44 protein-coding genes are annotated in these 23,515 nt (G+C 32.3%); 42 read left to right on the top strand and 2 right to left on the bottom strand.

What is annotated here, in order from left to right; all coding sequences use genetic code 11:
• The first annotated feature begins 194 nt into the window (after positions 1 to 194).
• A complete protein-coding gene (locus tag MHM83_RS11130) occupies positions 195 to 1,913 on the top strand; it encodes a thiol-activated cytolysin family protein (RefSeq protein ID WP_239179809.1) in 1,719 nt (572 codons plus the stop codon).
• A gap of 304 nt (positions 1,914 to 2,217) precedes the next feature.
• The gene (locus MHM83_RS11125) at positions 2,218 to 3,501 is read left to right on the top strand and encodes a site-specific integrase (protein ID WP_239179807.1); all 1,284 of its coding nucleotides are present in this window, start codon (positions 2,218 to 2,220) and stop codon (positions 3,499 to 3,501) included.
• Positions 3,502 to 3,506: 5 nt separating this feature from the next.
• Here MHM83_RS11125 and MHM83_RS11120 read toward each other — a convergent pair whose 3' ends face one another.
• Positions 3,507 to 4,040 carry a hypothetical protein gene (locus tag MHM83_RS11120; RefSeq protein WP_239179805.1) on the bottom strand — a complete coding sequence of 178 codons (534 nt, stop codon included), beginning with the start codon at positions 4,038 to 4,040 and terminating at the stop codon, positions 3,507 to 3,509.
• Positions 4,041 to 4,138: 98 nt separating this feature from the next.
• On the opposite strand from MHM83_RS11120, the gene MHM83_RS11115 reads away from it, so the two are divergent.
• The 4 genes from MHM83_RS11115 (at position 4,139) to MHM83_RS11100 (ending at position 5,896) form a co-directional block, all read left to right on the top strand.
• Positions 4,139 to 4,771 carry a response regulator gene (locus MHM83_RS11115; protein WP_239179804.1) on the top strand — a complete coding sequence of 211 codons (633 nt, stop codon included), beginning with the start codon at positions 4,139 to 4,141 and terminating at the stop codon, positions 4,769 to 4,771.
• 69 nt (positions 4,772 to 4,840) lie between these two features.
• Positions 4,841 to 5,026, top strand: coding sequence for a hypothetical protein (locus MHM83_RS11110; protein WP_239179802.1), 186 nt, complete (start codon positions 4,841 to 4,843; stop codon positions 5,024 to 5,026).
• Positions 5,010 to 5,684 (top strand): hypothetical protein, encoded by a 675-nt coding sequence (locus tag MHM83_RS11105; protein WP_239179799.1) that lies wholly within the window; start codon positions 5,010 to 5,012, stop codon positions 5,682 to 5,684. The genes MHM83_RS11110 and MHM83_RS11105 overlap by 17 nt, the downstream gene beginning before the upstream one ends.
• 50 nt (positions 5,685 to 5,734) lie before the next feature.
• Positions 5,735 to 5,896 (top strand): hypothetical protein, encoded by a 162-nt coding sequence (locus tag MHM83_RS11100; RefSeq protein ID WP_239179797.1) that lies wholly within the window; start codon positions 5,735 to 5,737, stop codon positions 5,894 to 5,896.
• A 23-nt stretch (positions 5,897 to 5,919) separates the two neighbouring features.
• Here the strand turns inward: MHM83_RS11100 and MHM83_RS11095 are convergent, their stop codons facing one another.
• Positions 5,920 to 6,378 (bottom strand): hypothetical protein, encoded by a 459-nt coding sequence (locus tag MHM83_RS11095; RefSeq protein WP_239179795.1) that lies wholly within the window; start codon positions 6,376 to 6,378, stop codon positions 5,920 to 5,922.
• A gap of 161 nt (positions 6,379 to 6,539) precedes the next feature.
• Between MHM83_RS11095 and MHM83_RS11090 the strand changes: the two genes are divergently transcribed.
• The 36 genes from MHM83_RS11090 to MHM83_RS10915 all read left to right on the top strand — a co-directional run bounded on the left by MHM83_RS11090 (position 6,540) and on the right by MHM83_RS10915 (position 23,497).
• Positions 6,540 to 6,797 (top strand): hypothetical protein, encoded by a 258-nt coding sequence (locus MHM83_RS11090; protein ID WP_239179793.1) that lies wholly within the window; start codon positions 6,540 to 6,542, stop codon positions 6,795 to 6,797.
• A complete protein-coding gene (locus MHM83_RS11085; RefSeq protein ID WP_239179791.1) occupies positions 6,766 to 7,104 on the top strand; it encodes a response regulator transcription factor in 339 nt (112 codons plus the stop codon). The genes MHM83_RS11090 and MHM83_RS11085 overlap by 32 nt, the downstream gene beginning before the upstream one ends.
• A 210-nt stretch (positions 7,105 to 7,314) precedes the next feature.
• Positions 7,315 to 7,497, top strand: coding sequence for a helix-turn-helix domain-containing protein (locus MHM83_RS11080; protein ID WP_239179789.1), 183 nt, complete (start codon positions 7,315 to 7,317; stop codon positions 7,495 to 7,497).
• Between the two features lie 310 nt (positions 7,498 to 7,807).
• A complete protein-coding gene (locus MHM83_RS11075; protein WP_239179787.1) occupies positions 7,808 to 8,080 on the top strand; it encodes a hypothetical protein in 273 nt (90 codons plus the stop codon).
• 1 nt (position 8,081) lies between these two features.
• On the top strand, positions 8,082 to 8,828 hold the full coding sequence (locus MHM83_RS11070; protein ID WP_239179785.1) for a hypothetical protein: 747 nt from the start codon (positions 8,082 to 8,084) through the stop codon (positions 8,826 to 8,828).
• Positions 8,821 to 10,209, top strand: coding sequence for a replicative DNA helicase (locus MHM83_RS11065; RefSeq protein ID WP_239179783.1), 1,389 nt, complete (start codon positions 8,821 to 8,823; stop codon positions 10,207 to 10,209). Before MHM83_RS11070 ends, MHM83_RS11065 begins: the two co-directional genes overlap by 8 nt.
• The gene (locus tag MHM83_RS11060) at positions 10,209 to 10,541 is read left to right on the top strand and encodes a hypothetical protein (protein ID WP_239179781.1); all 333 of its coding nucleotides are present in this window, start codon (positions 10,209 to 10,211) and stop codon (positions 10,539 to 10,541) included. Before MHM83_RS11065 ends, MHM83_RS11060 begins: the two co-directional genes overlap by 1 nt.
• Before the next feature lie 107 nt (positions 10,542 to 10,648).
• The gene (locus MHM83_RS11055; RefSeq protein ID WP_239179779.1) at positions 10,649 to 11,140 is read left to right on the top strand and encodes a P27 family phage terminase small subunit; all 492 of its coding nucleotides are present in this window, start codon (positions 10,649 to 10,651) and stop codon (positions 11,138 to 11,140) included.
• Complete coding sequence (locus MHM83_RS11050) at positions 11,141 to 11,293, top strand: hypothetical protein (RefSeq protein ID WP_239179777.1); 153 nt, start codon at positions 11,141 to 11,143, stop codon at positions 11,291 to 11,293.
• A gap of 18 nt (positions 11,294 to 11,311) precedes the next feature.
• Positions 11,312 to 11,473, top strand: coding sequence for a hypothetical protein (locus tag MHM83_RS11045; RefSeq protein ID WP_239179775.1), 162 nt, complete (start codon positions 11,312 to 11,314; stop codon positions 11,471 to 11,473).
• A 5-nt stretch (positions 11,474 to 11,478) separates the two neighbouring features.
• Positions 11,479 to 13,215, top strand: a complete 1,737-nt coding sequence (locus tag MHM83_RS11040) for a terminase large subunit (RefSeq protein ID WP_239179773.1) — start codon at positions 11,479 to 11,481, stop codon at positions 13,213 to 13,215.
• Positions 13,208 to 13,906 (top strand): recombinase family protein, encoded by a 699-nt coding sequence (locus MHM83_RS11035; RefSeq protein ID WP_239179771.1) that lies wholly within the window; start codon positions 13,208 to 13,210, stop codon positions 13,904 to 13,906. The genes MHM83_RS11040 and MHM83_RS11035 overlap by 8 nt, the downstream gene beginning before the upstream one ends.
• A gap of 56 nt (positions 13,907 to 13,962) precedes the next feature.
• Positions 13,963 to 14,370 (top strand): hypothetical protein, encoded by a 408-nt coding sequence (locus tag MHM83_RS11030; RefSeq protein ID WP_133535638.1) that lies wholly within the window; start codon positions 13,963 to 13,965, stop codon positions 14,368 to 14,370.
• 103 nt (positions 14,371 to 14,473) lie between these two features.
• Positions 14,474 to 14,629, top strand: a complete 156-nt coding sequence (locus MHM83_RS11025; protein WP_239179769.1) for a hypothetical protein — start codon at positions 14,474 to 14,476, stop codon at positions 14,627 to 14,629.
• 130 nt (positions 14,630 to 14,759) lie between these two features.
• A complete protein-coding gene (locus MHM83_RS11020; RefSeq protein WP_239179767.1) occupies positions 14,760 to 14,945 on the top strand; it encodes a hypothetical protein in 186 nt (61 codons plus the stop codon).
• A gap of 13 nt (positions 14,946 to 14,958) precedes the next feature.
• Positions 14,959 to 15,201 carry a hypothetical protein gene (locus MHM83_RS11015; RefSeq protein WP_239179765.1) on the top strand — a complete coding sequence of 81 codons (243 nt, stop codon included), beginning with the start codon at positions 14,959 to 14,961 and terminating at the stop codon, positions 15,199 to 15,201.
• A gap of 5 nt (positions 15,202 to 15,206) precedes the next feature.
• Positions 15,207 to 15,494 (top strand): hypothetical protein, encoded by a 288-nt coding sequence (locus MHM83_RS11010; protein WP_239179763.1) that lies wholly within the window; start codon positions 15,207 to 15,209, stop codon positions 15,492 to 15,494.
• Between the two features lie 3 nt (positions 15,495 to 15,497).
• The gene (locus tag MHM83_RS11005; protein WP_239179761.1) at positions 15,498 to 15,704 is read left to right on the top strand and encodes a hypothetical protein; all 207 of its coding nucleotides are present in this window, start codon (positions 15,498 to 15,500) and stop codon (positions 15,702 to 15,704) included.
• Positions 15,701 to 15,910, top strand: coding sequence for a hypothetical protein (locus tag MHM83_RS11000; protein WP_239179759.1), 210 nt, complete (start codon positions 15,701 to 15,703; stop codon positions 15,908 to 15,910). The genes MHM83_RS11005 and MHM83_RS11000 overlap by 4 nt, the downstream gene beginning before the upstream one ends.
• A 19-nt stretch (positions 15,911 to 15,929) precedes the next feature.
• Entirely contained in the window at positions 15,930 to 16,130 is a 201-nt protein-coding gene (locus MHM83_RS10995; RefSeq protein ID WP_239179757.1) for a hypothetical protein, read from the top strand.
• Positions 16,131 to 16,141: 11 nt separating this feature from the next.
• Positions 16,142 to 16,324: a hypothetical protein gene (locus MHM83_RS10990; RefSeq protein ID WP_239179755.1), complete on the top strand. Its 183-nt coding sequence runs from the start codon at positions 16,142 to 16,144 to the stop codon at positions 16,322 to 16,324.
• Between the two features lies 1 nt (position 16,325).
• Positions 16,326 to 16,634 (top strand): hypothetical protein, encoded by a 309-nt coding sequence (locus MHM83_RS10985; protein ID WP_239179753.1) that lies wholly within the window; start codon positions 16,326 to 16,328, stop codon positions 16,632 to 16,634.
• Between the two features lie 14 nt (positions 16,635 to 16,648).
• Complete coding sequence (locus tag MHM83_RS10980) at positions 16,649 to 16,894, top strand: hypothetical protein (RefSeq protein WP_239179751.1); 246 nt, start codon at positions 16,649 to 16,651, stop codon at positions 16,892 to 16,894.
• A gap of 3 nt (positions 16,895 to 16,897) precedes the next feature.
• On the top strand, positions 16,898 to 17,080 hold the full coding sequence (locus tag MHM83_RS10975) for a hypothetical protein (protein ID WP_239179749.1): 183 nt from the start codon (positions 16,898 to 16,900) through the stop codon (positions 17,078 to 17,080).
• Positions 17,067 to 17,255 (top strand): hypothetical protein, encoded by a 189-nt coding sequence (locus MHM83_RS10970; RefSeq protein WP_239179747.1) that lies wholly within the window; start codon positions 17,067 to 17,069, stop codon positions 17,253 to 17,255. The genes MHM83_RS10975 and MHM83_RS10970 overlap by 14 nt, the downstream gene beginning before the upstream one ends.
• Positions 17,256 to 17,260: 5 nt before the next feature.
• Complete coding sequence (locus tag MHM83_RS10965; RefSeq protein WP_239179745.1) at positions 17,261 to 17,446, top strand: hypothetical protein; 186 nt, start codon at positions 17,261 to 17,263, stop codon at positions 17,444 to 17,446.
• An 83-nt stretch (positions 17,447 to 17,529) separates the two neighbouring features.
• Entirely contained in the window at positions 17,530 to 18,756 is a 1,227-nt protein-coding gene (locus MHM83_RS10960; protein WP_239179742.1) for a phage portal protein, read from the top strand.
• Positions 18,749 to 19,357 (top strand): HK97 family phage prohead protease, encoded by a 609-nt coding sequence (locus MHM83_RS10955; RefSeq protein ID WP_239179740.1) that lies wholly within the window; start codon positions 18,749 to 18,751, stop codon positions 19,355 to 19,357. The genes MHM83_RS10960 and MHM83_RS10955 overlap by 8 nt, the downstream gene beginning before the upstream one ends.
• Position 19,358: 1 nt before the next feature.
• Positions 19,359 to 20,639, top strand: a complete 1,281-nt coding sequence (locus tag MHM83_RS10950) for a phage major capsid protein (RefSeq protein ID WP_239179738.1) — start codon at positions 19,359 to 19,361, stop codon at positions 20,637 to 20,639.
• 81 nt (positions 20,640 to 20,720) lie between these two features.
• Positions 20,721 to 21,023 (top strand): hypothetical protein, encoded by a 303-nt coding sequence (locus MHM83_RS10945; protein WP_239179736.1) that lies wholly within the window; start codon positions 20,721 to 20,723, stop codon positions 21,021 to 21,023.
• Between the two features lie 3 nt (positions 21,024 to 21,026).
• Positions 21,027 to 21,590, top strand: a complete 564-nt coding sequence (locus tag MHM83_RS10940; RefSeq protein WP_239179734.1) for a head-tail connector protein — start codon at positions 21,027 to 21,029, stop codon at positions 21,588 to 21,590.
• On the top strand, positions 21,577 to 21,918 hold the full coding sequence (locus MHM83_RS10935; protein WP_239179732.1) for a phage head closure protein: 342 nt from the start codon (positions 21,577 to 21,579) through the stop codon (positions 21,916 to 21,918). Before MHM83_RS10940 ends, MHM83_RS10935 begins: the two co-directional genes overlap by 14 nt.
• Positions 21,911 to 22,381, top strand: a complete 471-nt coding sequence (locus tag MHM83_RS10930) for an HK97-gp10 family putative phage morphogenesis protein (RefSeq protein WP_239179730.1) — start codon at positions 21,911 to 21,913, stop codon at positions 22,379 to 22,381. The genes MHM83_RS10935 and MHM83_RS10930 overlap by 8 nt, the downstream gene beginning before the upstream one ends.
• Positions 22,378 to 22,740: a hypothetical protein gene (locus MHM83_RS10925; protein ID WP_239179728.1), complete on the top strand. Its 363-nt coding sequence runs from the start codon at positions 22,378 to 22,380 to the stop codon at positions 22,738 to 22,740. The genes MHM83_RS10930 and MHM83_RS10925 overlap by 4 nt, the downstream gene beginning before the upstream one ends.
• Before the next feature lie 6 nt (positions 22,741 to 22,746).
• On the top strand, positions 22,747 to 23,151 hold the full coding sequence (locus tag MHM83_RS10920) for a phage tail tube protein (RefSeq protein ID WP_239179726.1): 405 nt from the start codon (positions 22,747 to 22,749) through the stop codon (positions 23,149 to 23,151).
• Between the two features lies 1 nt (position 23,152).
• Positions 23,153 to 23,497, top strand: coding sequence for a hypothetical protein (locus tag MHM83_RS10915; protein WP_239179724.1), 345 nt, complete (start codon positions 23,153 to 23,155; stop codon positions 23,495 to 23,497).
• Positions 23,498 to 23,515 lie beyond the last annotated feature (18 nt).

Below are 23,515 nucleotides of genomic sequence, written 5' to 3'. Positions count from 1 at the left end.
ACTCGTTAATAATATGTGAAATTAATTATTACTTAAATACAGGGGGTTTGTTTGTTAAATATATAAGTATATGATGTTGTTTGGTAGTTAAAACTAAAAAAAATAGATAAAAAAGTAGGGAAAACATATTTAAAGATGTTTAATAACTCCTCGAGGTCTTAATTAGTACAATGTTAAATTTAAAAAATAAATAAATGAAAAATCTAAAAATACTTGGATTAACCCTTTTTTCAATTATTTCATGTCAAAAAGAAGATTTATTACATAACTCAGAAATAAACTCTAGCACAGAGCAAATAGCTCAATTTATAACGTCAGATATTCCTGATGGTATTCATAATTTAAATATTAAAGAACTACATGATAATAAGTCATCCAAAGCCGAAAGAGTGGCTATGGAAGAAAACTGTGTTGATAAAGAAATATCGTTTACTCAAACAGATTCAGACTTCTTTATTTTAGATGCTAATAGTTCTTTATTATGGCCAGGTAATTTAGTAGCAGCAAGATCTATACAAGAAGGAGCTCCAGTATCTATACCTATTTCAGGAGAAGACAGGAATCCAGTAGAGGTAAGAGTTAACGTGTTATCGGGAACATCTGCTTCTACTTCAAGAGTAATTGAAGCGCCAACACCAGGAAAAGTACAAGACAATTTGAATTCTATTTTAAATGCATACTATAAAAGTGAAGCTAATTTTCCTGCTAGCTTTGATATTAGTATTCAAAGAATTCATGATGAAAAACAATTTCAACTTTCTTTAAATGCAGGGTACTCTGGACCAAGCGTAAAAGTATCTGGTAGTTTTGGGCTTGACTTTTCTAGCCAAAAAACAAGATATGCAGTTACTTTAAAGCAACGTTTTTTCACGGCTTCAGTGTCTCCTAAAGAAGGAATTATTGGAAAGAATGGTTGGTTTAACAGTAATGTTTCTCCAGATAGGTTAAAACCTTATGTTACTGATTATTTAGAGGTAAGTGAAGATCAACAAAATCCGTCTTCGTATATAGAGTCAGTAACTTATGGTAAACTATATACGTTAATTTATGAATCTAGTAGTAGTGCTAAGGAAGTAGAAGCAGCATTGAACTTTGCATATAAAGCAGTAGGAACAAAAGTGAATGCAGAAATAGAAGCAAGATATAAATCTATTTTCAGTGAATCGACTGTTAAAGTAAAGCAGTTAGGAGGAAATGCAACTTCAGGAATAGCATCATCTTTAGCTGCTATGGCTAATAATTTAGATAGAGTTGTTGATTTTTTAAAAGAAGGAGCAGAGGTGTCAGTTGATAATCCAGGATATCCTATCTCATATAAAGTGAATTATACATATGATAATAGACCTTTCAAAGTAAGTTCAAATTTAGAGTATACTATCAAAGAATGTGATTTAGTGTATTATGATAAAATAAGAGTAGATCCAACTAATGTAGCATTATATGGAAGTGATCATGGAACTAGTGGAGCTGAGCTTTTTGGTAGGTTTTATGTAGAAAAATATGATCAAGAATTAGGATCTTGGTATTTAGCAGGAAAGAAAATTTACTGGGGATACGGAATTGAAGAACATGTAGGTTTAGACTATTATAAATTTGGACAAAAAAGAAGTGTAGCCGATGGAAAAGTAATTGACTTTATGGTAAAAGCTAAAGCAGGTGAGCGCTTTAGAATAGTTTCTGTAGTAGGTGAATGTGACTCTGGATGTTATGTTTATAGAGATGGAGTAAAGGCTTATAATGAGTATGAATATAATCTTAGTTCAAAGAAATGGGAGGATTATACAAGACACAATCCGTATGTAGATAATTATACAGTAGGAGATGGTTTTCATAATCAAACATGGAACGGTGTAAGAACCATAGTTCAAGATGATACTTGTTATTTAGACTATAACACATATATATTAAATTAAATAATTTATCTATGATTTAAGTGCAAGGAGGCTGATTAGTCTCCTTGTTTTAATTTGTATTCGGTTTTTATGATGTTTTAAATTCTACAGAAAAAATAAAAAAAGCACTATACAAAATGTATAGTGCTTTTTTTATTGTGCACGTAACAGGAGTCGGGTGCGTTAATTAAAAATACTGTTGTTTATAGGGGGTTGTGGCTTGTTTTGGGATTTTTGATTAAGTTTAAAGTAATTTTTACAACTTAATACAACCCTCTTTTACTTTCTTTTTATATATTTATTCCCACAAATATTCCCGCATAAAATGGCAACGTTTAGTTATTTTTTAAGAGAAACTACAAGGCAAAATATATATACTGTTAATTTCTCTTTTAGTTGGTCTTCCAAATATAAAGAATACAGAAAATCTTTAGGGATAAAAGTTTCAGAAAAAAACTGGTACCATAAAAAACAACGAATTAAAGTTAATAAGGAAACTTATCTAACTGCGGAAAAACAAAATCAATTTTTAAATGATCTTCAACAGTGTTTTTTGAGTAAATATAATGAGTTGTTGGTTACTTCTGTTGAAGTAACAAAGAACGATTTAGAAAAAATCTACCTGGGATTTAGATCTAGTAAAATAGAGGTTAATAAAAATACTTATTTTCTTCCTTTTGTTAGGAATTATATAGACACTATCGATCAGAGAAAAAACCCAAGAACTGGTAAGCCAGTAGGTTTAAGGTCAAAACAAGACTATGAGCGTACTTATAAATCGTTGCTTGATTTTGAGAAAAAAAACAATGTAAAGCTTACTTTCTCTGATTTAGATTTAGATTTTCATTACGATTTCACAAAACATTTGAACACGATTGATAAGCTTGAGAATAAAAATACTGTAGGTGCTTTTTTTAAAAATATAAGGACCTTTGTAAAGCATGCTGAGACTATTGGTGTTAAAATAAATAAACAAACATTAAGTAGGGGGTTTTATGTTTCGTCTGAAGAGTCTCTTTCAGTGTATTTAAGTGAAGATGAAATTACAAAATTATTTGAGTATGATTTTTCTAAAAAACCAAGATATTCAAATGTAAGAGATTGGTGTGTAATTGGTTGCTGGATTGGTTTACGAGTTTCTGATTGGTCGCGGATTGGTAATATTGATGATGATATGATAATAATTAAACCTAAAAAAACATTATCTACAACAGGTGTTGAAGTTGTAATTCCATTGCATTGGCAGGTGATTGAGATTATTGAAAAACGTGGTATACCTAAGCCTGTATCAGATGTAGAGTATAATAGAGTTATAAAAGAAGTATGTGAAAAGGTTGGTATAAATACATTGACTAAAGGTTCTTTATTGTGTAAAAAAAAGAAAAGAAAAGTAGTTGGTGTGTATCCAAAACATGATTTAATAAGTTCACATACATGTAGAAGGTCTTTTGCTACGAACTTGTATAAAAGTGATTTTCCTAGTTATTCAATAATGCAAATTACTGGCCATAAAACTGAGAAGGCATTTTTAAATTACATAAAAGTTACTCCGAAGGAGCATGCGTTGAAATTGAAGAAACATTGGGATAATTATTATAGAAGAGGATAGTTTTTTTACCAGTTATTTTCTTTTGTTTCTTTAATTATGAATTTACTATTTAGAATTGAGTCTAGTTTTGTTAAAACTTTTAGAGATTTTCTATTATTCTTAAATTTATTTTTTCTAATTATATTTAATTTTAAAGGATAGTCTTGTTTTTTTTGTGCCCCATAAATGTTAAGTAATGGTCCTCTGAAAATAAAGTCACTAGCAGTTACTCTGTACTTGTTTTTTTTGAATTCAATTTTTAAGAAAGTATCAAAACCCCATGTAGCATAATATGGTGTATTTTTGACTAATCTTTTTCCATAGTTTTCTGATCTGCCGTTATATGAATTATTAACTATTTTTAGTTTGTGTGTGAATTCTTGAGATTGTATTTGGTTTTTAATGTTGACTATTTTAGAGGAGTCGTTTACTGGATAAATTTTTTGCCAAATAATATCGTTTTTGGTTAGTTTGAAGTTTAATATAGAGTCAAGTGTCTTTTCTTGTGAGAAAAGAGTAATGCTGTAAATTGTGTAAAAAACAAATAGAATTTTCTTCATAGTTTACGTGTTAATTTTTAACGCTTAGGGTTTTGTCTACAAGTTACAAAAAAATATAAACTACATTTGAGCAAGTTGGATTTTTTTAAATTGAAGAAATGAATGTTCATATAGCTGACGACCATGAGGTTTTATTGAGAGGATATCAAAGTGTTTTTGAAGGTGAAGATATTAATATAACAGGTTATTCTAATAATGGTATTGAGTTGCTTGATTGGTTAAAAAATAACGCTTGTGATGTCTTGTTGTTGGATATTGAAATGTCACCTATAGATGGTTTTGAAGCTTTAAAGTTGTTTAAGCAAGAGCATATTAAAGTAAAAGTAATTATTGTTTCTTCGTTTGGGCAAGAAATGTTTGTTGCAAAAGCGATAGAATTGGGTGTAAAAGGTTATGTTTTAAAAGAAGAAGCTGGTGATGTAATAGTAAAAGCTTTAAAAGAAGTGTTTGCTGGAGGTGTTTTTTATTCAAAAAAGGTACAAGAGTTGATTTTATCACAAAACTTAGATGTTGATTATGATAAGATTATTGAAGAAAAAGTAACCCCAAGAGAGCTTCAGGTTCTAGAGTTATTGCATAAAGAGTTTTCAAGTAGTGAGATAGAAGAAGAGTTAAAAATGAGTGGAAGTTCACTTAGAACTTTTTTGCAGCGGTTAAGAAATAAATTTATGGTGCCTACAAATGTGGGTTTAGCAAAACGATCTTATTTATATTTAAAAAACAAGATTTAAAACTATGATTAAAAGTTAGTTCGCTATATTTTGTATTTTTAGAGATTAATTTTTTAAAATCTTTAAATTATGAAAAATGTATTTTTTATAGCGATGGTAGCTACAGTTTTTGGTTTTATTTCTTGTACTGATAATGCAGATGAAATTATAGAAAAACAAAAAAATGAAAAACAAGAATTATTCGGAATTAACAAAGGAGATGTCACTAATCCAGGAGGAGGAGGTGAAGAGGATCCAGATGATACTGAAGATTAAAAAGTATCTACCTTATGTTTTAGGGGTTTTGTGTGTGGTATTAATGTTTGGGTTTGAGTTTTTAGATGATCATAGTTCTGAATATATAAAAGCAAAATCAGAATATCAGTTATCGATAGATAGTGTTAGTGCTGCTTTGGTTAGAGTAAAAAATATAGCAAAAGGAACCCCTGAATATTCCGCTTATTTATTAGCGGTTGAAAATAAAAATAAAGCAAAACCTGTCTTTTATAAAGTAAAAGAAGCAGAAGTTTTTTTTGGGTTTAAAACAAAGAAGATTTTTTGGGCTTCTTTTGGTCCTATGTTTTGTGTTTTTCTTTATGTTTTGTATATGATGTTTAGATCTTGTTATTTTGATAAAAAAAATATAGGGGTAAAAGTGTTGAATAGTTTGGTGTTAGGGGGTGTGTTGTTTTATTTACTATGGATATTTCATCCTTTTGAGGATTTAAGTAATGTTTCTTATTATTTTATGACGATAGTTTGTTCTATTTTTATAGTAATTGCTATTCATTATATTACTAAGTTTAATGAACATACGCGAAACAAGTTGAAAAATCAAAATTTAGCCTTGGCTAAGCTTAAAATTAATAGTGCTTCAGATGAGGAAAAAGAAGAGGTGTTAGATGAAATTGAAAGAATTGTTAAGCAAGAGTAGTTTTGTTCCCTTTAAATTTAAAAGATTGCTTAAACTTAAAACGTTGTATATTGGGGTATCAACTACTGCTTAAAATACTTAATTACCAAACTCATAGTAAAAATTATACTTATAAAGAGCGTAAAAAAATACGTGAACAGTATAAGCTTGAATTACTAAAACGAAACGATGAAATGGCTTTTATTGAAAAGCTGTTTGATGATGAGTTTTAAGATTAAACCTTAACAAACTTATGTTAAGGTTTTTTTAATTTCTCATTTGTAGGCTCTAAAGCTTCTTCAATATCTAATAATGCTTTACCGAGTGCGCTTGAAATTACATCTAGTTTTTCGCTGTTTTTAGTTTCTAGCTCGTAAAGTAGGTTTAATTTCTCATCTATTGGTAGCTGCTTAAATTGCTCTAATTTTGGTGTTTTATGATATTCTAAAGAACCTTCTTCAGTAATGATAGCTTCTTGTTTTGCTGTAATTTCAGGAGATAAACCATATTGTGTTACACTTCCTGTTATCTTATTTTCAATATAATTTAGTATGGTATTTAAAGTTTTATCTCTTGGATTTGGTTGCTCTCCATTAAATATTTTTGTAGCAGAACTGATTGAAATTGATGTTTCTAAGCCTATTTGATAGGGAGTTATACCTCCTTTTTCTGCTAATTCCTTAATTAATTTAATTTTTTTCTCCTTGTTAATCATCTGTTAATCAATGGTGTATATAATAAAACGAAAAATATATCATATAATACTAGTATAATACTAGTAAATATTAATATATTTGTAATGTACTACGTTGTTTAGTTCAAATCTAAGGAAATATATCTATTGAACAATGTAGTGTATTTAAAAATACCACAAAAATGGGAGAACAATTAAAAGGAAGCGAAGAGTTGCGTGATAGCCTGCCTTATGGGGTTATGCAAGAAATGACAAAAGTGTTTGGTTATAAATCGAGTACTTGGATACCTAGAGTAATTGCAGGTAAAGAAAATGCAAATGAACTTGTTTTAGAGTGTGCTACTCGTTTAGCAAATGCTTATGATGAGTGTGGTTTTGAAGATATGAAAGAAGAAATTTTAAGAGACTATGATACAAGAATTAACGAAACAGGAAAATAGAATTGCTCATGCAATAGCTAGTGATTTAAGTCAAAAAGAAATTGCAGATGTGCTTTGTATTTCTACACAAACAGTACACACGCATACACGTACTATAAGGCGTAAGTTGAAAGTTCAAAGTAAAGCGGGTGTTGTGCAAAAATACTTATTGAGTTTAGAAAATCCGAAGGCATTTATTCCAGGTGTGTTCTTTTTATTGCTTCAATTGTTTATGATAGTTTCTGTAGAAGATTATGATGTAAGAAAAGTTCGTAATGGTAAACGAATGGCGAAGAAAACTGTAAAAGTTAGAAGGTATGAGGGGTAATAATATAAATCTAAAGCGTTGGCTTGTTTTGAAACAATTCGGGGGGCTTGGTTTTAAAGGTTTTACTGCATTTTACAATGTATGTATAACTATAGAGCCAACGCTTAATAGGTTTGATGTGTTGTTGTTTTGGGAGGGTGTTAATGTGTCTAATAATTTATGTGATCGTATTGAGTCGATTATGGAGGTTTTAAAACAAGAGTAATAAGTATGGTGAATCAAACTTATATATCAGGTGTTAAAAATTTAGCGGAGTATTTGGGTATGAGTCCGAGAACTGTAGAAAACTACATAAATGACGGTATTATACCTAAACGTAGATTGGGTAGAAAACTAATGTTTAAAATATCTGAAGTTGATGCAGCTATTTCTGAACCAGTAAATAAAAAGTAATATAAAATTATACAATTATGAATTTAAACCAATTTAAGCAGGGGTTGAAAGAATACGTGAAAGAATGTTATTTATTTCAAACAAAAGATAGTGTAATAATTGTACTAGGTATAATTCACTGGATAGCGCTAGTATCGTTTGTTTATTGTATGTATTTGTATATCGTTTAAATAATCAAAATTATGAGTGAGCAAAACAATAAGGTTAAAAGAACCTATCCGAAGCCAAGGTGTGCTAAGGGTAAATTGTGTAAACCTCGTGGTTTTTTTGATAAAATAGAAGAGTGTAAAGAATGTAAAAAAGTTCAGTAATGGAAAAGATAACTCTTTTAGATCAGGTGGTGTTAAATAGTAGGTTAGTTCCTGTTGAAAATCACCGTAAAGTAGTAGCGTATTTAGCTGTTGTGTTGCTAAAGGCTCGCTTTGCTGATTTGAGCTGTTATTTTGGGCGTTCTGAAAAAGAGGTTAGAAAAGTGGTGACTGTATATGCGGTAAAGTTAAGTAAAAACACCTCTTTTGCTTCTGTATTGTTTGAGTTAACGAAAAGGTTTTATGTATCTGAGCTGATAAATGAAGTAGTGTAATATGGAGTATAGTATCGTTGTAAATCAGCAAATGTGTGTAAAGTATAAGCTAAGTTATCAGCACGGTGTTTTAATGGAATTTTTCTCTAAACTAAGTACGTGGGCGGTAGCTGAAAATTTTGAGGAAGGCGTGTTTTACAATATATCTTTTGGAAAAATTGCTGATGAATTACCTATTGTTTTTAAGTCGTCAGATAGAGCGTATCGATTTACTAAAGAGTTAAAAGATAAGGGGTATGTTGAGAGTAAAAAATTAGGTAAAAATCAGAAAAATTTTATCCGATTAACTGCCAAAGGAAAACAGGTTTTAAGGGTCGGGAAAAATCCCGAAGCTTCTCAAGGGTCGGGAAAAATCCCGACAAGGTTCGATAAAAATCCCGAACCTCAAAAAAACGCTGAAAGCCTTGATATTAAAGAGAGTGTTAGTCAAGGGTCGGGAAAAATCCCGACGAATCATAATCAATATACCAGTAATCAAATATATATAGACAAAAGTGCTTATGAATTTCTTCAAAAAACTGCTACTCAAAAACTAGAAGTTTGGGAAATGCAAAACAAAAAATACATTTCCAATTATGAGAAGTTTTTAGAGTACTTCGAAATTAAAGTTCAAGAAGAAGAAATTGAATTTACAGTAAATAAATTACTGGGTAGATTAAAAAGATTAAAGTTTAATTGGCAAGGAGATTTTAAAGTGATTAGAAGTAATGACGATCAACCAAGCATAAAACGTAAAAGAATTGGATAAGAATGAAAACATACTACAACAAGGAAAATTACCACCGCAAGATATTGAGATTGAAAAATCGGTATTAGGAGCTTTTTTGGTGGATGTTAAAGCAATGGATGATGTAGAAGGGTTTTTAACTGAAAAGATGTTTTACTTACCAAAGCACCAGTTAATATTTAAAGCTATAAAAACCTTGTTTGGTAAGAACGAGCCTATCGATTTACGTACAGTTTCGTATAAGTTGAGAGAAATGAATGCTATTGAAAATGCTGGTGGAGATTTGTATTTAGTTGAGCTTTCTCAGTGTGTAGCTTCTTCTGCTCACATTGAGCGCCATGGTAGGATATTGCATGAATTATTTATAAAGCGTCAGTTAATTTCTATTGGAAGTAAACTGCTTAAAGACGCGTATCGTGAAGATGTTAGTACGTTTGATTTGTTAGAAAATGTTGGTGCAGATTTAAGTTCGATTGAAGATGTGTTATCGTCTAATCAAAACTCAATGACTTGGGAAGAAGCAATGCTAAGTTTGCCGAAACATGTTGAGCGATTAACGAACAACCAAGGAACGGTAACAGGTTTACCAACTGGGTTATCGGCTTTAGATAAGCATTTTTCTGGGTGGCAAAATACAGATTTTATTGTAATTGGTGCAGATAGCGGGATGGGAAAAACTGCTTTCGTTATGTGTTCAATGTTAGCGGCTGCACAAGCTGGTAAGCCTGTAGGTATGTTTAGTATGGAAATGTCAGTAAAGCAATTAGCTATTAGGGCAACAGCGGTTAATTCAAATTTTCATATGAATCAGTTAATGCGTACAGGTTTTGAGAAAACAAGTTACTTCGAAACTTTATACAGTGTGGTTGATGAGATGAAAGGTTATCCAATTCACATTGACGATAAGCCTGCGCTTACGGTACCAGAAATGAAACGTAAAGCTCGTGCCTTAAAAAGAAAGTTTGGTATTAAGTTGTTGGTAATAGATTTTCTTCAAATGTTTTCAGGAGATAAAGAAACACGAATTAATGTTGGTGAGGCTGCAAGGGAGTGTAAGAACATCGCAAAAGAGCTCAATATTCCTGTGATTGGTTTAAGTCAAATTAGTAGAGAGGTTCGTAAGAGTAAGTATCATTTACCTAAGAAGTATCACCTAAAAGAAGCGAGTGCAATAGAAGAAGCTGCAGATGTAATTGGTATGTTGTATCGACCTGGTTACTATGGTTATACTTTAGGTTCAAATCCTGATTTGTTTGATGAGTTAGGGCTGATGGGTGAAGAGAATGCTGTGTTGATGGTTGAAAAGAATCGTAACGGTTCTTTAGGTAACGTTGGGCTTAGATATGTAGAAGATAAGACAAAGTATGTAGACGGTTATGTTGAACAAGAAATGTCTTACTAATGCCTAAAGCACCAACACCTAAACGTAAGCCGTGGCAAGAAGAACGTGTGTCGCACGGTAGAAGATTGCACGATAACTCAAAGTTTTATAACGGTCGTCCTTGGCGTAAAGTTTCTAAAGCTTACCGAAGTGAGAATCCTTTGTGTGAGTGTAAAGAGTGTAAAGAATTAGAACGAGTGCTACCTGCTCAGGTTGTAGATCATGTGAAAGGTTTGCAGTACTTGTTAGATAATAATTTAGATCCGTACGATTGGAAAGAATTGCAATCGATGAATAAGAAATGCCACGATAAAAAATCGGGGCGTGATGCTCATAAAAATAAAATTTTATAGGGGTATGGGGTAAAATCTCTAAAGGAGAAATCCTCTGTACATCGCCTACCAGTGAGAATTTTACTCACTGATATTTTTAGATAGGGGGGGGTAAAAAGTAGAAGATTATGAAAGAACAAAATATGAAAGTGGTTCATAGTAATTCAGGAGTTGATAAAAAAACTGAGTTAACGGAAACCGAAAAAAAACTATACGAAGTTTTAGAAGAACTTCCGAAGCCTGAAACTTCTATGAAGTTGAATGCAAAACAAAAAAAATGGTGGTACTGGTTTGGTTATGAATTTGTAAAAACAAAACAATTTTCAAAACTAGATTTAACGCATTTACAAAAAGCTGCAATTTGGATGGATGCTCGTTGTTTGGCAATTGCTGAAATAAACAAAAAAGGGTACCACGGTGGAATGGTGCAAACATTCCTCTCAGGAGCTAACAACGTTTCGGCACATATTTCCATTTTAGAAAAAGCAGACAAGCACCTCGATGAAGTCTCAGCGCATTTTGGGTTAAGTATTAAGGATCGCCAAAAATTAAAAGTAGATGATACTGTAGGTGGGCAATTAAATTTATTTGATGAAGTACTAAAAAAATTACACGGATAAATGAAAACAAGAGAATTAAAAAAACAAGTAAAAACAGAATTAGAAGAAAAGTTTGGTTATGATTTTCTAAGTGAATTCTGGACCGACGACAACCTAACAATGTTAGATGAAGTCATTGAAACAACACAAGAAGTAATCGCTAATAATATATAAATAAATTTAATATAAACGATGTATCAAGTTACTTATTTAAGCCTAGAAGGAGAAGTTAAACAAGTTGAGCCAGGTGGAGAGTCAGCTTCTTCTTCAAAAGCTATAGTGTTAGAAATATATAAAGATTGCGCATCGGTTCTTTTTGTTAAAAATATTTATTCAGGAGAAATAGTAGGTTGATTAAAATGCAAATCCCACAAGAAATACAAAACTCAATACCGTTTCAATACGCAGCAGATGTCCTCTCAGGAAACATTGTAACAGGTCGTAAAATCAAACTAGCAATAGAGCGATTTTACAATCTGATAGATACTGTCGATGAAAAAGGGTATTGGTTAGATCACAAAAAAGGATTTGCAGCTATAAAGTTCTTTGAAAATTTCCTGAAGCATACCAAAGGTAAATCTGCAGGAGCACCGTTTTTGTTATCGCCACATCAACAATTCTTTTTGTACAACGTGTATGGTTGGCAAACCAAAAACGAATTTGGCGAATCGGTTCGATTAATAAAAAACACCTACGAAAAAGTAGCCAAGAAAAACGGTAAAACCGCTGTTGAAGCTGGCGATGGTTTGTATTGTATGGCGTTCGATTTTGAGCAAGGAGCCGAAGTGTATATCGGAGCAACCAAAGAAGAACAAGCAAAATTATGCTTTAATCAGGCGGCTGAGTTTATAAAAAAATCAAGCTTATTACAAAAGCTTGGGTTTAGAGTTCTTCAAAGAGAAATTAAGTTTTTACCAACAAATTCGTTTATGAAACCGTTGGGTGGAGATTCTAAAACACAAGACGGTATTAACTCCCACCGAACAATTATTGACGAATACCATGCACATCGTGATGATACGGTAAAAGAAAACTTAGAAAGTTCTTCAGCAGCAAGAAAACAACCTTTAACCAAAACTATTACCACCGCAGGATTTAACGTGCATGGTGTATGTAAAAAATTTGAAGAAAGTTGCGAACGAATCCTAGAAGGAATAGATGAAGATGATACCTTCTTCATAATGATTCACGATTTAGATGAAGGCGATGATTGGGAGGACCCGAGCTGTTGGGTAAAAGCAAATCCAAATTTAGGCGTAACCGTTTCAATGGATTTCTTAATTGGTGAGTATAACAAAGCGAAAAACCAACCAAGTAAAATACCCAACTTCAAAACCAAACACCTAAACATGTGGGTTGATGCTCCAGAAGTTTGGATAGATGCTGAGTACTGGGATGCTTGCCAGCAACCAATTAAAGAAGAAAATTTTGCGTTGTTGGGTAACTGTGGAGGGTTAGACCTTTCGTCAACCACTGATATTACAGCCTATGCAATGATTTCAGAACCTGACGAAAATGGAGTAAGGGATTTAAAAGTTTGGTGTTTTTGTCCGAAAGAAACTATAGATAAACGCAGTAAAGAAGATGGAGTGCCATATCGTTACTGGGCATCAATGAAAAGAGAGAATGCAGAAGACGAAAACGACACATATTTAATAGCTACAGAAGGAAATATGGTGGATTACAACGTGGTAAAAAATACGATAGTAAAGCAATTTTTCAAGCATAAAACAAAACATGTGGAGTATGACCGTAAGTTCTCGGGAGTATTGGTTCAAAATTTAATGGAAGAAAGTGTAGAGTTATCTCCGTTTTCACAAACATTGATGAACTATACAAGTCCAACAAAAGAATTTCAGCGACTAATTATGTCGGCAAAATTACGCGTTGGTAAAAACCCAATATTAAAATATATGCTAAGTGGGTGCGTGCCAATATCAGACACGAACGAAAACGTGAGATTAGACAAATCAAAATCAACCAAACGAATAGATGGTATAATAGCTTCTATAATGGCAATGGCAGGAACTATGACGGTTGAAGAAGTAGACGAAAGTAAATACAATAATCCAGAAGAAGAAATCACCTTTGGATAAACAAATTTCAAAAAAACGTACTAAAAAAAGAATACAACAAATTATGATTTTCGGATACGTAAGAATAAGTACAGCAGCGCAGAATTTGCAAATGCAAATAGATGCTTTAGAGGCTTTTGGAATAGAAGAACGAAATATTCATTCAGACGTAGCTTCAGGAGCTAAAGAAGATAGAAAAGGTTTAGAGACAATGTTAATGAAATTACGTGAAGGTGATACTGTGGTGGTTTGGAAATCTTGCAGATTAGCAAGAAATGTAAAGCACATGCTTTCTATGATGGAGTTTTTCGAGAGTAGTAACATAGAATTTAAAAGCTTACAAGAACCTTTTTTAGATACTAAGTCACCGCATGGTAGATTTATATTTAATGTGTTCACGTCATTAAATCAAATGGATAGAGAGATTAATCGTGAACGTGTAATGAGTGGTTTAGTATCTGCTCGTAAACGAGGAAAAGTTGGAGGTAGACCAAAAGGCTTGAGTGAGCGGTTAAAGAAAATTGCTCCTGCTGTTGCAAGTATGTGGTTAGATGACTCTAAAAGTATTCGGATGATTCAAAATGCTTTTGGTATTGCACAAGGTTCAGTATATAAGTGCTTGAAGCATGAGGGAATTAATGTAAAGAAATCAGAGCATAAAAATAAAGGAAATAAAAATGCTCAACGAAAAATTAAAATTAATAAACAGTAGGTTAAATAGCGATACCTACTAATTAAGAAATCGCTAAAAATTTAAAAACAATCAAAATGAAAAAAATTAACATTTTAACGCTAATCGTACTATCATTAACATTTACATCTTGTTATGAATTTAGCAGAGAACAACATTTGTTAGATTCTGAAAATAACGGAAAAGCAATTTTATTAGAAGCTGAATCTAGTAAAAAGGCAATGATTGAAGAAGCAAAAGCAAAAAATGAGAGCGCAACATTAGAAGCAGAAGCTAAAGTAAAAATAGCTAAAGCAGAAGCGCAGGCAGAGATTGAGAGAGCAAAAGGTGTAGCTGAAGCAAATAGAATAATTGGAGAATCAATGAAAGGAAATAAAGAATATTTAGAGTACTTGAAAATAGATGCTATCAGAAATAGTCAGGGCGACAAGATATACGTTCCTACAGAAGCTGGTTTACCTCTTTTAGAAGCAAGATCAAAATAATGAAAGCAACAATTTTATTATTGGTTGGCATACCAGTATTAATCGCCCTATACTTTTTCGTTGGGGCGATTATTAGAGACTATTTAAAAAAACAGTAGAAATTATGAGTGTAAAAAGTTTACAAGAATTAGAAGACCAAGAGATTTATACAAAAGATTATTTAGAAGATAAATTACTTAATGATGAGTTGATTAATCAACTAAGAGAGACAAAATCTAATGCTGCTTGGAGAAGAATTATTAAAACCGAAATACTGTAATTAAACAAATAGGGCGGTTCTGGTCGGTTGATGCTTAAATCCCGCAACGAGAGACCTAGAAGCTTAAGAAGGAAGTCCAGACTGAAAGTTCGAATCTTTCCCGCCTATCTAACTTTAAAAAGAATGAATTATGACAATTAAAGACCTAAAAGAAAAGATTGAAAACTTACCTGATGATATGCAAGTAGGAATATTTAAAGATGATACGGATCATGAAGTAGTTCATGCTGAAAACTCAGGCACTCAAAAATTAACTTGGATTCATGCAGATGAATCGGAGGAAGAAATTCAAATGTTTGTAATACAAGACTATTAATACTGTAGAAATTATGGAATTTAAAAAAATAGAAGAATTAGGAGAACATCACGAGGAAGTGATCGGTTTTAACAAAAATTGGATTTGTGAGGATTTTAATCCAAACGGCACAAGGTTGTGTTTTCAAACTGATGTAGGTGATTTAGGTTGGTGTTCTCTGAGATGGAATAACGATCAAGATGATTGGTTTGCTCGCTATGATAGTGCGCCAACACATTACATTGAAATGCCATCGACTAAATCTTTAATACAGTAGAAAACATGATAAACGAAATCAAACTAAACGGAAAAATTCACACAAGAGAAAATTACGAAGGTTGTTTCAACACTTTTATTCTGCAAAATATCTGTGATTGGGATATTGAAGATTATGCTGAAAGTTATTTGAATATGGTTGATGAAGATGATGTAGAGACAAAAGATATATCATCTTTTCATGAGTCTGAACTTTTAGAAGAGTTAAAAGAAAGTGGTTACATATGTATCAAAGCGGAATCACTAACTGAAGAAATGAGGATAAAAGAAACTATAGAAGCAATTAAACAGTAGATTTTGAACAATAGAGAATTAGACTATTTAGAGAAAGACGTAATTAAAACGATAAGCAGATATTCTGTTTATAGTGTCTTGCAAGTTAAGAATGTGTACCTAAGAGTTAACTCTTTTGATAAGACTATTGCTGTTTTGAAAACAGGAGTTTCAAAAGCAGTAAGTTTAGATGATGCAATAGAATTTATAAACAAACAGAAGAAAACATGAAATTAATAAAAACAAGTTTGGCGGTAAGAGTAGCCTGTAAATGTGGTGGTGTTGTAGCAGCATCTTTAATTTATGGAGGAGATGCTATTGATGAAGATTTTACAGCAATTATTGCAGAAATCCATCACAAAGGAGGAAAGACAGAAATCATAGATACAGATAAAGAATCTGTTAAGCTAGACGGATGTAAATGTAAAAAACAGTAGTAACAAAAGAATAAAAGAAATGACAAAAAAAGAGCTTATTAAGGCATTAGAGCCTTTTGATGATAACATGGATGTTTTCATTGATGAAAGAACTACAGATTTTACTTATGGCTTATTGTCTTCAGTAAAAAAACAAAAGGTGATTTTCTCAGAAGATTCTGATTCTGTCTCAGAGCTTAATGCTGAAGGGGAAGTTATTGTGTTAAGTGAAGAATATTAACTGTAGAAATCATGACAAAGGAATATAGAGATTATCTAAAAGAATACGACCCTATTCATTATGCTGAAATGATGGGAGATCCAGTTACAGGATTAGGCACGAATTTAAGTTTGTCTTTCTGGTTCTATTTGTTTGTAGTGCTGATTATAGGTATAGGAGTTGTTATTGGTTTAATTCTTTCAAAAATTATATAGCATGTCAATACTTATACAAAGAAAAATAATTTGTGATTCATGTAAGAAGGATATAACAAATTGGAAATCAGATAAACTTTTAAAAGATTTAAGAGTAGACTTTAATGTGAAATTTAATAAAGGAAAAGACTATTGTGAGTCTTGTGTTTCTAAAGCTACCGAAAAAACATCTGATAAAGAAAATTTAGATACTTGGTCACAAAAAACAAAATATGCTCAATCAATAGGTTATAAATCTATATCTGATGCAATATCAGGAATGGGTAAAATAGAGTTTAATCGAGGTTTTAAAATTTGGATATTAATGTAAAGTATTCTATAACTATGAATCAACTACAACAAGCCGAACAATTCGAAAACAAAATAAAAGCACTCGCTTTTGAAATTGCCAAACAACTAGGTACCACTAGCGGATTCATGGAATATTATTTTAAAATCCTGTTTAAGTGTAAAACCCAAAAGCAAGCATTTAACGTAACTAATGAATTACACTATTTAATATTTAATCATTACAAATACAACGATTTCGATTCGTTTAGAATGAGTAGAAATAACTATATAAAAAAGTAACCCATGTTAGAAAACGAAAAAACAGCAATAGTTATCGATATGTATTTAAGTTTACTAGATACAAGTAAACAAAATACAGAGATAGTAGCTATGATAGCAGAAAAAACAGGATTAAAAGAAAGCCGAGTGCGTTCGGTAATTAATAAATACTTAGATAATCTGAAAGTAGAACATGAAGAAATATAAAGATTTACAAGTAGTAGCAATAGTGGTAATCACTTTTTTAGTAGCATTTGCAACCTCTTTACTTTTAGAATTAGATTTATTTCGTAATTTGGTAAGATACATATTAGTATGCTTATTAATTATTGTTGAATTAATGATAGGTGTTAGTATATTTATTTTTAAAATAAAAAAATAACAGATATGAAGTTGCTTAAAGAGTATTATGATAAACGTATAAAAAAAGATGGAATGCCAGAGTTTAAAGAGCTGTCAGGTAGAGATGTTACTTTATTAAGAAGTTCTATTGGTTTTGCAGGTTTTCAGGTTAAAAAATCTGTAGAAGAGTTTCATAGAGCTTGTCGTTTATATGTAGAAAAACACAAATAACTAACCAGAATTAAAAAGCGAATATTTTATTCGCATTTTTTTTTAAACGCAGTCGCATCTTTACACTTGAATTAAGTAAGTGTATGATATTCGAAGCGTTACAATCTACTCTCTCTCAGCAAAGAAGTCAGCCAGTATCTATTGGCTCAGGCTTCTTAAATTGGTTTGGTGGCGGTACTACAAAAAGAGGAACGCCAATAAACAACACTACAGCGTTAACCTTATCTGCATTTTACAACGGTGTAAATATTCTTTGCAACGACTACGCAAAACTACCAAAAGCACTGTATAAAAAAGACGGACGTAACCGCGAAAAAATACACGGTAGTAACCTTACTTATGTAATTTCTAAACGACCTAACCAGTACATGACAGCCTTTTCTTTTGATAAGGTAATGCTATTAAGTGCTATTTTAAAAGGTAACGCGTATGCAATTATTATACGTAACGAAATTACGCAAGAAGTAACAGCGCTTCAATATGTTGACCAAAACAAATCGCAAGTTGAAGTACGAAAATTCAATAACAAACTTTTTTATCATATAGATGGTGTTCCTTTTAATGCTGAAGATATTATCCATGTACCAGGGTTCACTTTAAACGGAATTACAGGTATTGGTGTAGTAACCTTTGCTGCGTTGAGTTTAGGTGTTAATTTAAACTCGCAAGAGTACGCATCCGATTATTACGAAACCAAAGGTGAAGGTGTTGGTATTGTTACCACTGCAAAACCTATGGATGGTGATGCAAAAACTCGTTATGCGAGTGCTTTATCTGGAAGATTGTCTAACAAAGATAAATTTAAAGTAGCGGTTTTGGATGAAATGGGATCATTCCAACACATCCGTTTAACCCCGCAAGAAACTCAATTCTTATTGACACATAAAGAAGGAATTGTGGAAGTTGCTCGTTGGTTAAACATCCCGCCTCATAAACTTAAAAGTTTAGACAATGCTACCTTTTCAAACATTGAGCATCAAGAAATTGCGCATGTTTCCGATTCTGTTCTGCCATGGGCAATAAGTTTTAAATCGGAATACGATGTGAAGCTGTTAACTAAAAAACAGCAACAAGAAGGGTTGTATATTCATTTCAATCACAACTCTTTACTTCAGGCAGACAAAGCAACGCAAGCAGATTATTTCTCAAAATTAATTTTTAGTGGTGCTATGACGCGTAATGAAGTACGTGCATTGTTAGAATTAAATGCGATTGATGGTTTAGAAGAGCCATTAACACCAGTTAATGCTCAAACTTTAGAGCAGATAGAAGCAAAATTACAAGAACTAAAATCATTGAATGATGAGTGATAAGTTAAATATAAAAGATATTGAAAGTAGGATTGTTGTAGCTCCTATTTCTGTAGAAAAACGAAGTGAAGGGGAAGAGGATAAGCCTTCAGTAATTGAAGGTACTGCTGCTATTTTTAATACTAGAACAAAAATAGGGAATTGGTTTTATGAGGAGATATTGGAAGGTGCTTTTGATGATGTGTTAAAAGATGATGTTAGATGTTTGTTAAATCATAATCCAAATCAAATATTAGGAAGAACAGCTTCGGGTACCCTAGATATTTGGGTGGATAAGGAAGGTTTGAAATATAGATATACTACTCCAAATAGGTCGTATGCAAAAGATTTAGAAGATGCTATAGATTCAGGTGATGTTTCAGAATCATCTTTTCAGTTTAGAGCTGAGGAGACTATTTGGATTGAACAAGAGGATGATTTAGATATTCGTCAAATTAAAAAAGTTGGTAAGCTATATGATGTAGCTCCTGTTACTTTCCCTGCTTATCAAGATACTTCAGTAGCAAAAAGAAGTTTTGATTTAAGAAAAAATTCAAACAAAAAAAACGGAAAATCAGTGCGAGAAGCACAATTAATTATTAATAAAAATAAAAGTTTATAAAATGAAAACTTACAAAGATTTATTAGAAAAGCGTGCTTCTTTAGTGAAAGAGCAAGGAGATTTAGTTAATGAGGCGCGTTCAGAAAACAGAGATTTGAATGAAACAGAGGAAACGAGGTTCGATGATTTGCAGACAGAAATTGATGAGTTAGAGCCTAAAATTGCTAGAGCAAAGCAAATCGAAGAAAACGAAAAGCGTGCAAGTGAAAACGGTGAACGAGTAGATGGTGGTGCGCCTGCTGTACGTACTGAAAATAAAGAAAGAAATTATTCTTTAACAAGAGCGATTCGTTCTGTTTTAGACGGTGGGAAATTAGATGGTGCAGAAGCAGAAGCTTCGCAAGAAGCAGAAAAAGAGCTAAGATCTAGCGGATTAGAAGTTCCTAGAGGTGCTTCTATTGGTATTCCTTCTTCTATGATGGAAAAAAGAGATCAATCTGTTACAGGAGATTCAGGTTTAAAAGGTGGTAAGTTGGTTGTTGATGAAGCGCCACGAATGGTAGCGCCTTTAATTCCTAACAATCCATTATCAGAATTAGGTGTAACGCATTTACCTGGTTTAGTTGGTAATGTTCCTTTATTATCTCATACAGATGTTTCTTTTGTTTGGGCAGATGAAAACGAAAATGTAACATCAAAAACTGATGCTGATTTTGATGGTCCAGTATTAAAGCCAAAAAGAGTAGTAGCGGTAGTAGATATTTCTGAGCAATTGATTTTACAATCAAGTATCGGAATTGAAGCAATGATTATTGGTATGCTTAACGATGCGTACGGAAGAACGTTGGCTTCTGCTGTTTTAAATGGTGCGGGTGGTAAAGCTCCTACAGGTATTTTAAACTTAACAGGAGTTAACGATGCAAACATGGCAACTGCAGCTGCTCCTACATTTGCAGAGGTTGTTAAGTTAGAAACTTTAATTGAAGCTTCTAACGCTACAGATGCTTCGTTAGGTTATGTAACCAACAAGCTTTTAAAAGGTAAATTAAAAACAACTCCTAAGGTTTCTGGTACCGATAGCATTATGCTTTCAGATGGTAAAGAATTAAACGGAAGTAAGTTAGTTTCTACCAACTTAGTTCCAGAGTTAACAGGTAATCATCCATTAATTTTTGGAGATTGGAAACAAGCATTTACAGGTAGTTGGGGTGGTATTTCTATCAAGGTAGATCCATTAACACAAGCAACTGCTGGTAAGGTAAGATTAATAGTAAATGCGTATGCAGATGTGCAAGTTGTGCATCCAAAAGCATTTGCTTTCAATAAGAAATTCACGGTATAATTTCCATAGGTAATTAGTTTGGTTAACGTTAAAACTCGGTTATGAAGTGCCGTAACCGAGTTTTTTTAAAAAAACAAAATCATGTCAAATTTAGAAAATTTATTAAAAGATAAAACTGTTGAAGATTTTACCCGTGAACAGTTAGAGCAAATGGCTAACGATCATGGTGTTTCTTTTAAAGAAACTAATAAAGATGAAACTATTTTTAAAAAATTAGTTGCTTCATTTTCAGAAGAGAATAACGATGTTGAGTTAGTAAAAGTTAAGTTTTTATTATCTCCTTCTGGTAAGTTTTTATTGCCGTATAGTGTAGGTGAAGAAGTTGAACTTCCAGAGCCTTTAGCAACAGAATTAATCGAAGCGAAGTACGCTGAAAAAGTATAAGTTATGGCTTATTTCGTAGAAGTAGAAAATCAACAAATACCAGAAATAGTATCGTTAGCGGTTGTTAAGGAGCATTTAAAAATTGAGCCAGAATTTACTCAAGAAGATGTTTTAATACAAAGCTATATAGGTGCTGCTATTTCGTATGCAGAAGGTTATACTGGGCGTATAATTCAAAATGTGCAGTACGAGGTGTATGGTGTGTCTTTTGAAGATGTGTTAAACTTCAAGCAGCAAACAAAAATCTCTGTTGATTCTATCCAGTACTACGATGAAAATAATGTATTACAAACACTTTCAGCAACATCTTATCAATTAAAAAAAATAGACAAGTTTGAAAGTATAGTTGATTACGTGGTAGATGAATTACCTATTGTAAAAGAGCAACGTTCAGATGCTGTTAAGTTAGTAGTTACTTGTGGGTTTAAAAAGCTGCCGAAAGCGATAAAACAAGCGGTATTATTATTAGTATCAGACTTTTACGAGTTTAGGTCAGACAGACCGAAAACCTACTCAACATCAGTTCAAAACTTATTAGGTCCTTATAAATATTATGCAACAGGATAAAACATTTATAGGTGAACTAACCGAACGAATTACTTTTAAGAGTGTCGTTAAAATAAAATCTCCAACATCAGGAGCGTCAACACCAACGATGCAAGTGTTGAAAAATTGTTGGTCAAAGGTAGAGGATATTTCTGGTACCGAGGAAGTAGAAGGACGTATAGTTTACATTAATAAGAAAAAGTTTACGGTTCGTTACGATGAACAATTAACAGGTGTAGGTGCGCACGAAAAAGAGATTGATTACGAAGGAGAAACGTACAATATTATTGATGTAAGTAAGATAGGAAGGAAAAGATATTTAGCTGTAAAAGGAGTAAAACGTGACTAAACCATTAATTGAAATATCAGGTTTTAAAGAGCTAGAAAAAAAAATTAAATCCTTGGCTAATGACAAGGTAAAGAATAGAGAGGTTGTTAAAATATTAAATCAAGTTGCTAATCCTACTGTAAAGGCTGCTAAAAACTTAGCTCCTGTAAGTAGAAAGCATCACGTTCAAAAAAGAAAAGGACAGCGTTTTGGTACGGTAATTAGTCCAGGAACAGGAAGGCGAAGTATAGGAAAAAAAACAATGCGAAAGGCTAAAAACCCAATGGTTATTGTAAGTCCTAGAAGCACAAGAAGAGCAGACGGTTGGTATTTAAGACAGTTTGTTATTCGGGGAACTAAAAAAATAAAGTCGAATCCTTTTATAGATAAAGCGTACGAGCAAACAAAAGGAGGAGTAACTAAAGATGCTGAGCAAAAAGTATCAAAATATATTCAAAAACAAATAAATAGGTTAAGTAAATGAGTTTTACAGCATGTTCATCAACGGTATTTGGCGATTTAAAAGCGCATCAAGCACTAGTAGATTTATTATCTAATGGAGTTGATAGTATTTATCCGCTGTTAGCTTCAGCTGATGAAAAAGAAAAATTCATAACCTATCATATAAAAGATAACGGGGTAATTTCAAAAGATAGTACGAAACGGTATGAGGTAGTAGTAGAGAGTTACGCTGCCGATTATGATACGTGTTGTGAAATAGCAGATGCGGTAGAAGAAGCATTTGGAACTTCAAGTGTTGCTTACCAACAATTAGGAGGCGAGCCTTTTCAAACAGAAGAAGGTTGGCTGTTTATTCAACAAAAATTTAACATTAAAATATAAGAAATCATGGCTTTTTTAGAAGGATCAAAAATGCGTATCAGAATAGGTACTAAAGAGGTGTTTCATGAAACAAATTCTACGCTTAACGCTAGTACTGAGTTTAAAGAAATTGCTTCAAAAGATACGAATGGGGTTGAAGTGTCTCCTGGTAAACAAACATTTTCATTATCATCAAGTGCTTATGCTGCTAGTGGTGCTACAACTCAAGAGGATTTAAAGGCTATTGCAGATGCGTGGAAAGCAAAAACATTAGTTTCTGTGACTTTAGCAGATGGTGTTACAGGTAATATTGCATTAGATGGGCAGGGGTATATTGAGAATTTTGTTATAAATACCCAAACAGAAGAAGCTGTGACTTTTGATTATTCGGTTAAGGGGTCAGGGGATTTAAACATTGGAACAACTGTGTAATATGTATATAGAAGTTAGTAATATAAAGTATAAAGTTCGTTTCGGTTACGGCGCTTTACGTCGTGTTTGTAAAATTTATAAACACGATAAAGTATCTGGAATTGATAAGATTGTAAAAAAACTAAAACTTGATAAGATGGGTAGTGATCCGTCTTTTGAGCAATTAGACTTTATAGGAAATTTAGTTATTTCAGGAGTAAAAAACGTTGATGATTCTGTTGATGTTTCTGTTGATGATGTTATGGATGCGGTTATGATAGGTAAGGTTGATATAATGGAAATTATGAAAGTTTTTACTGATTCTTTACCTAAAAACAATGTAAAACCAAAGAAAGGGGGAAACTAAAAGAAGGGTCGGATAAAG

The organism is Tenacibaculum sp. Mcav3-52, from assembly GCF_022347665.1.
Taxonomy (GTDB): Bacteria; Bacteroidota; Bacteroidia; order Flavobacteriales; family Flavobacteriaceae; genus Polaribacter; species Polaribacter mesophilus.
This window is presented reverse-complemented; position numbering and strand designations above follow the sequence as displayed.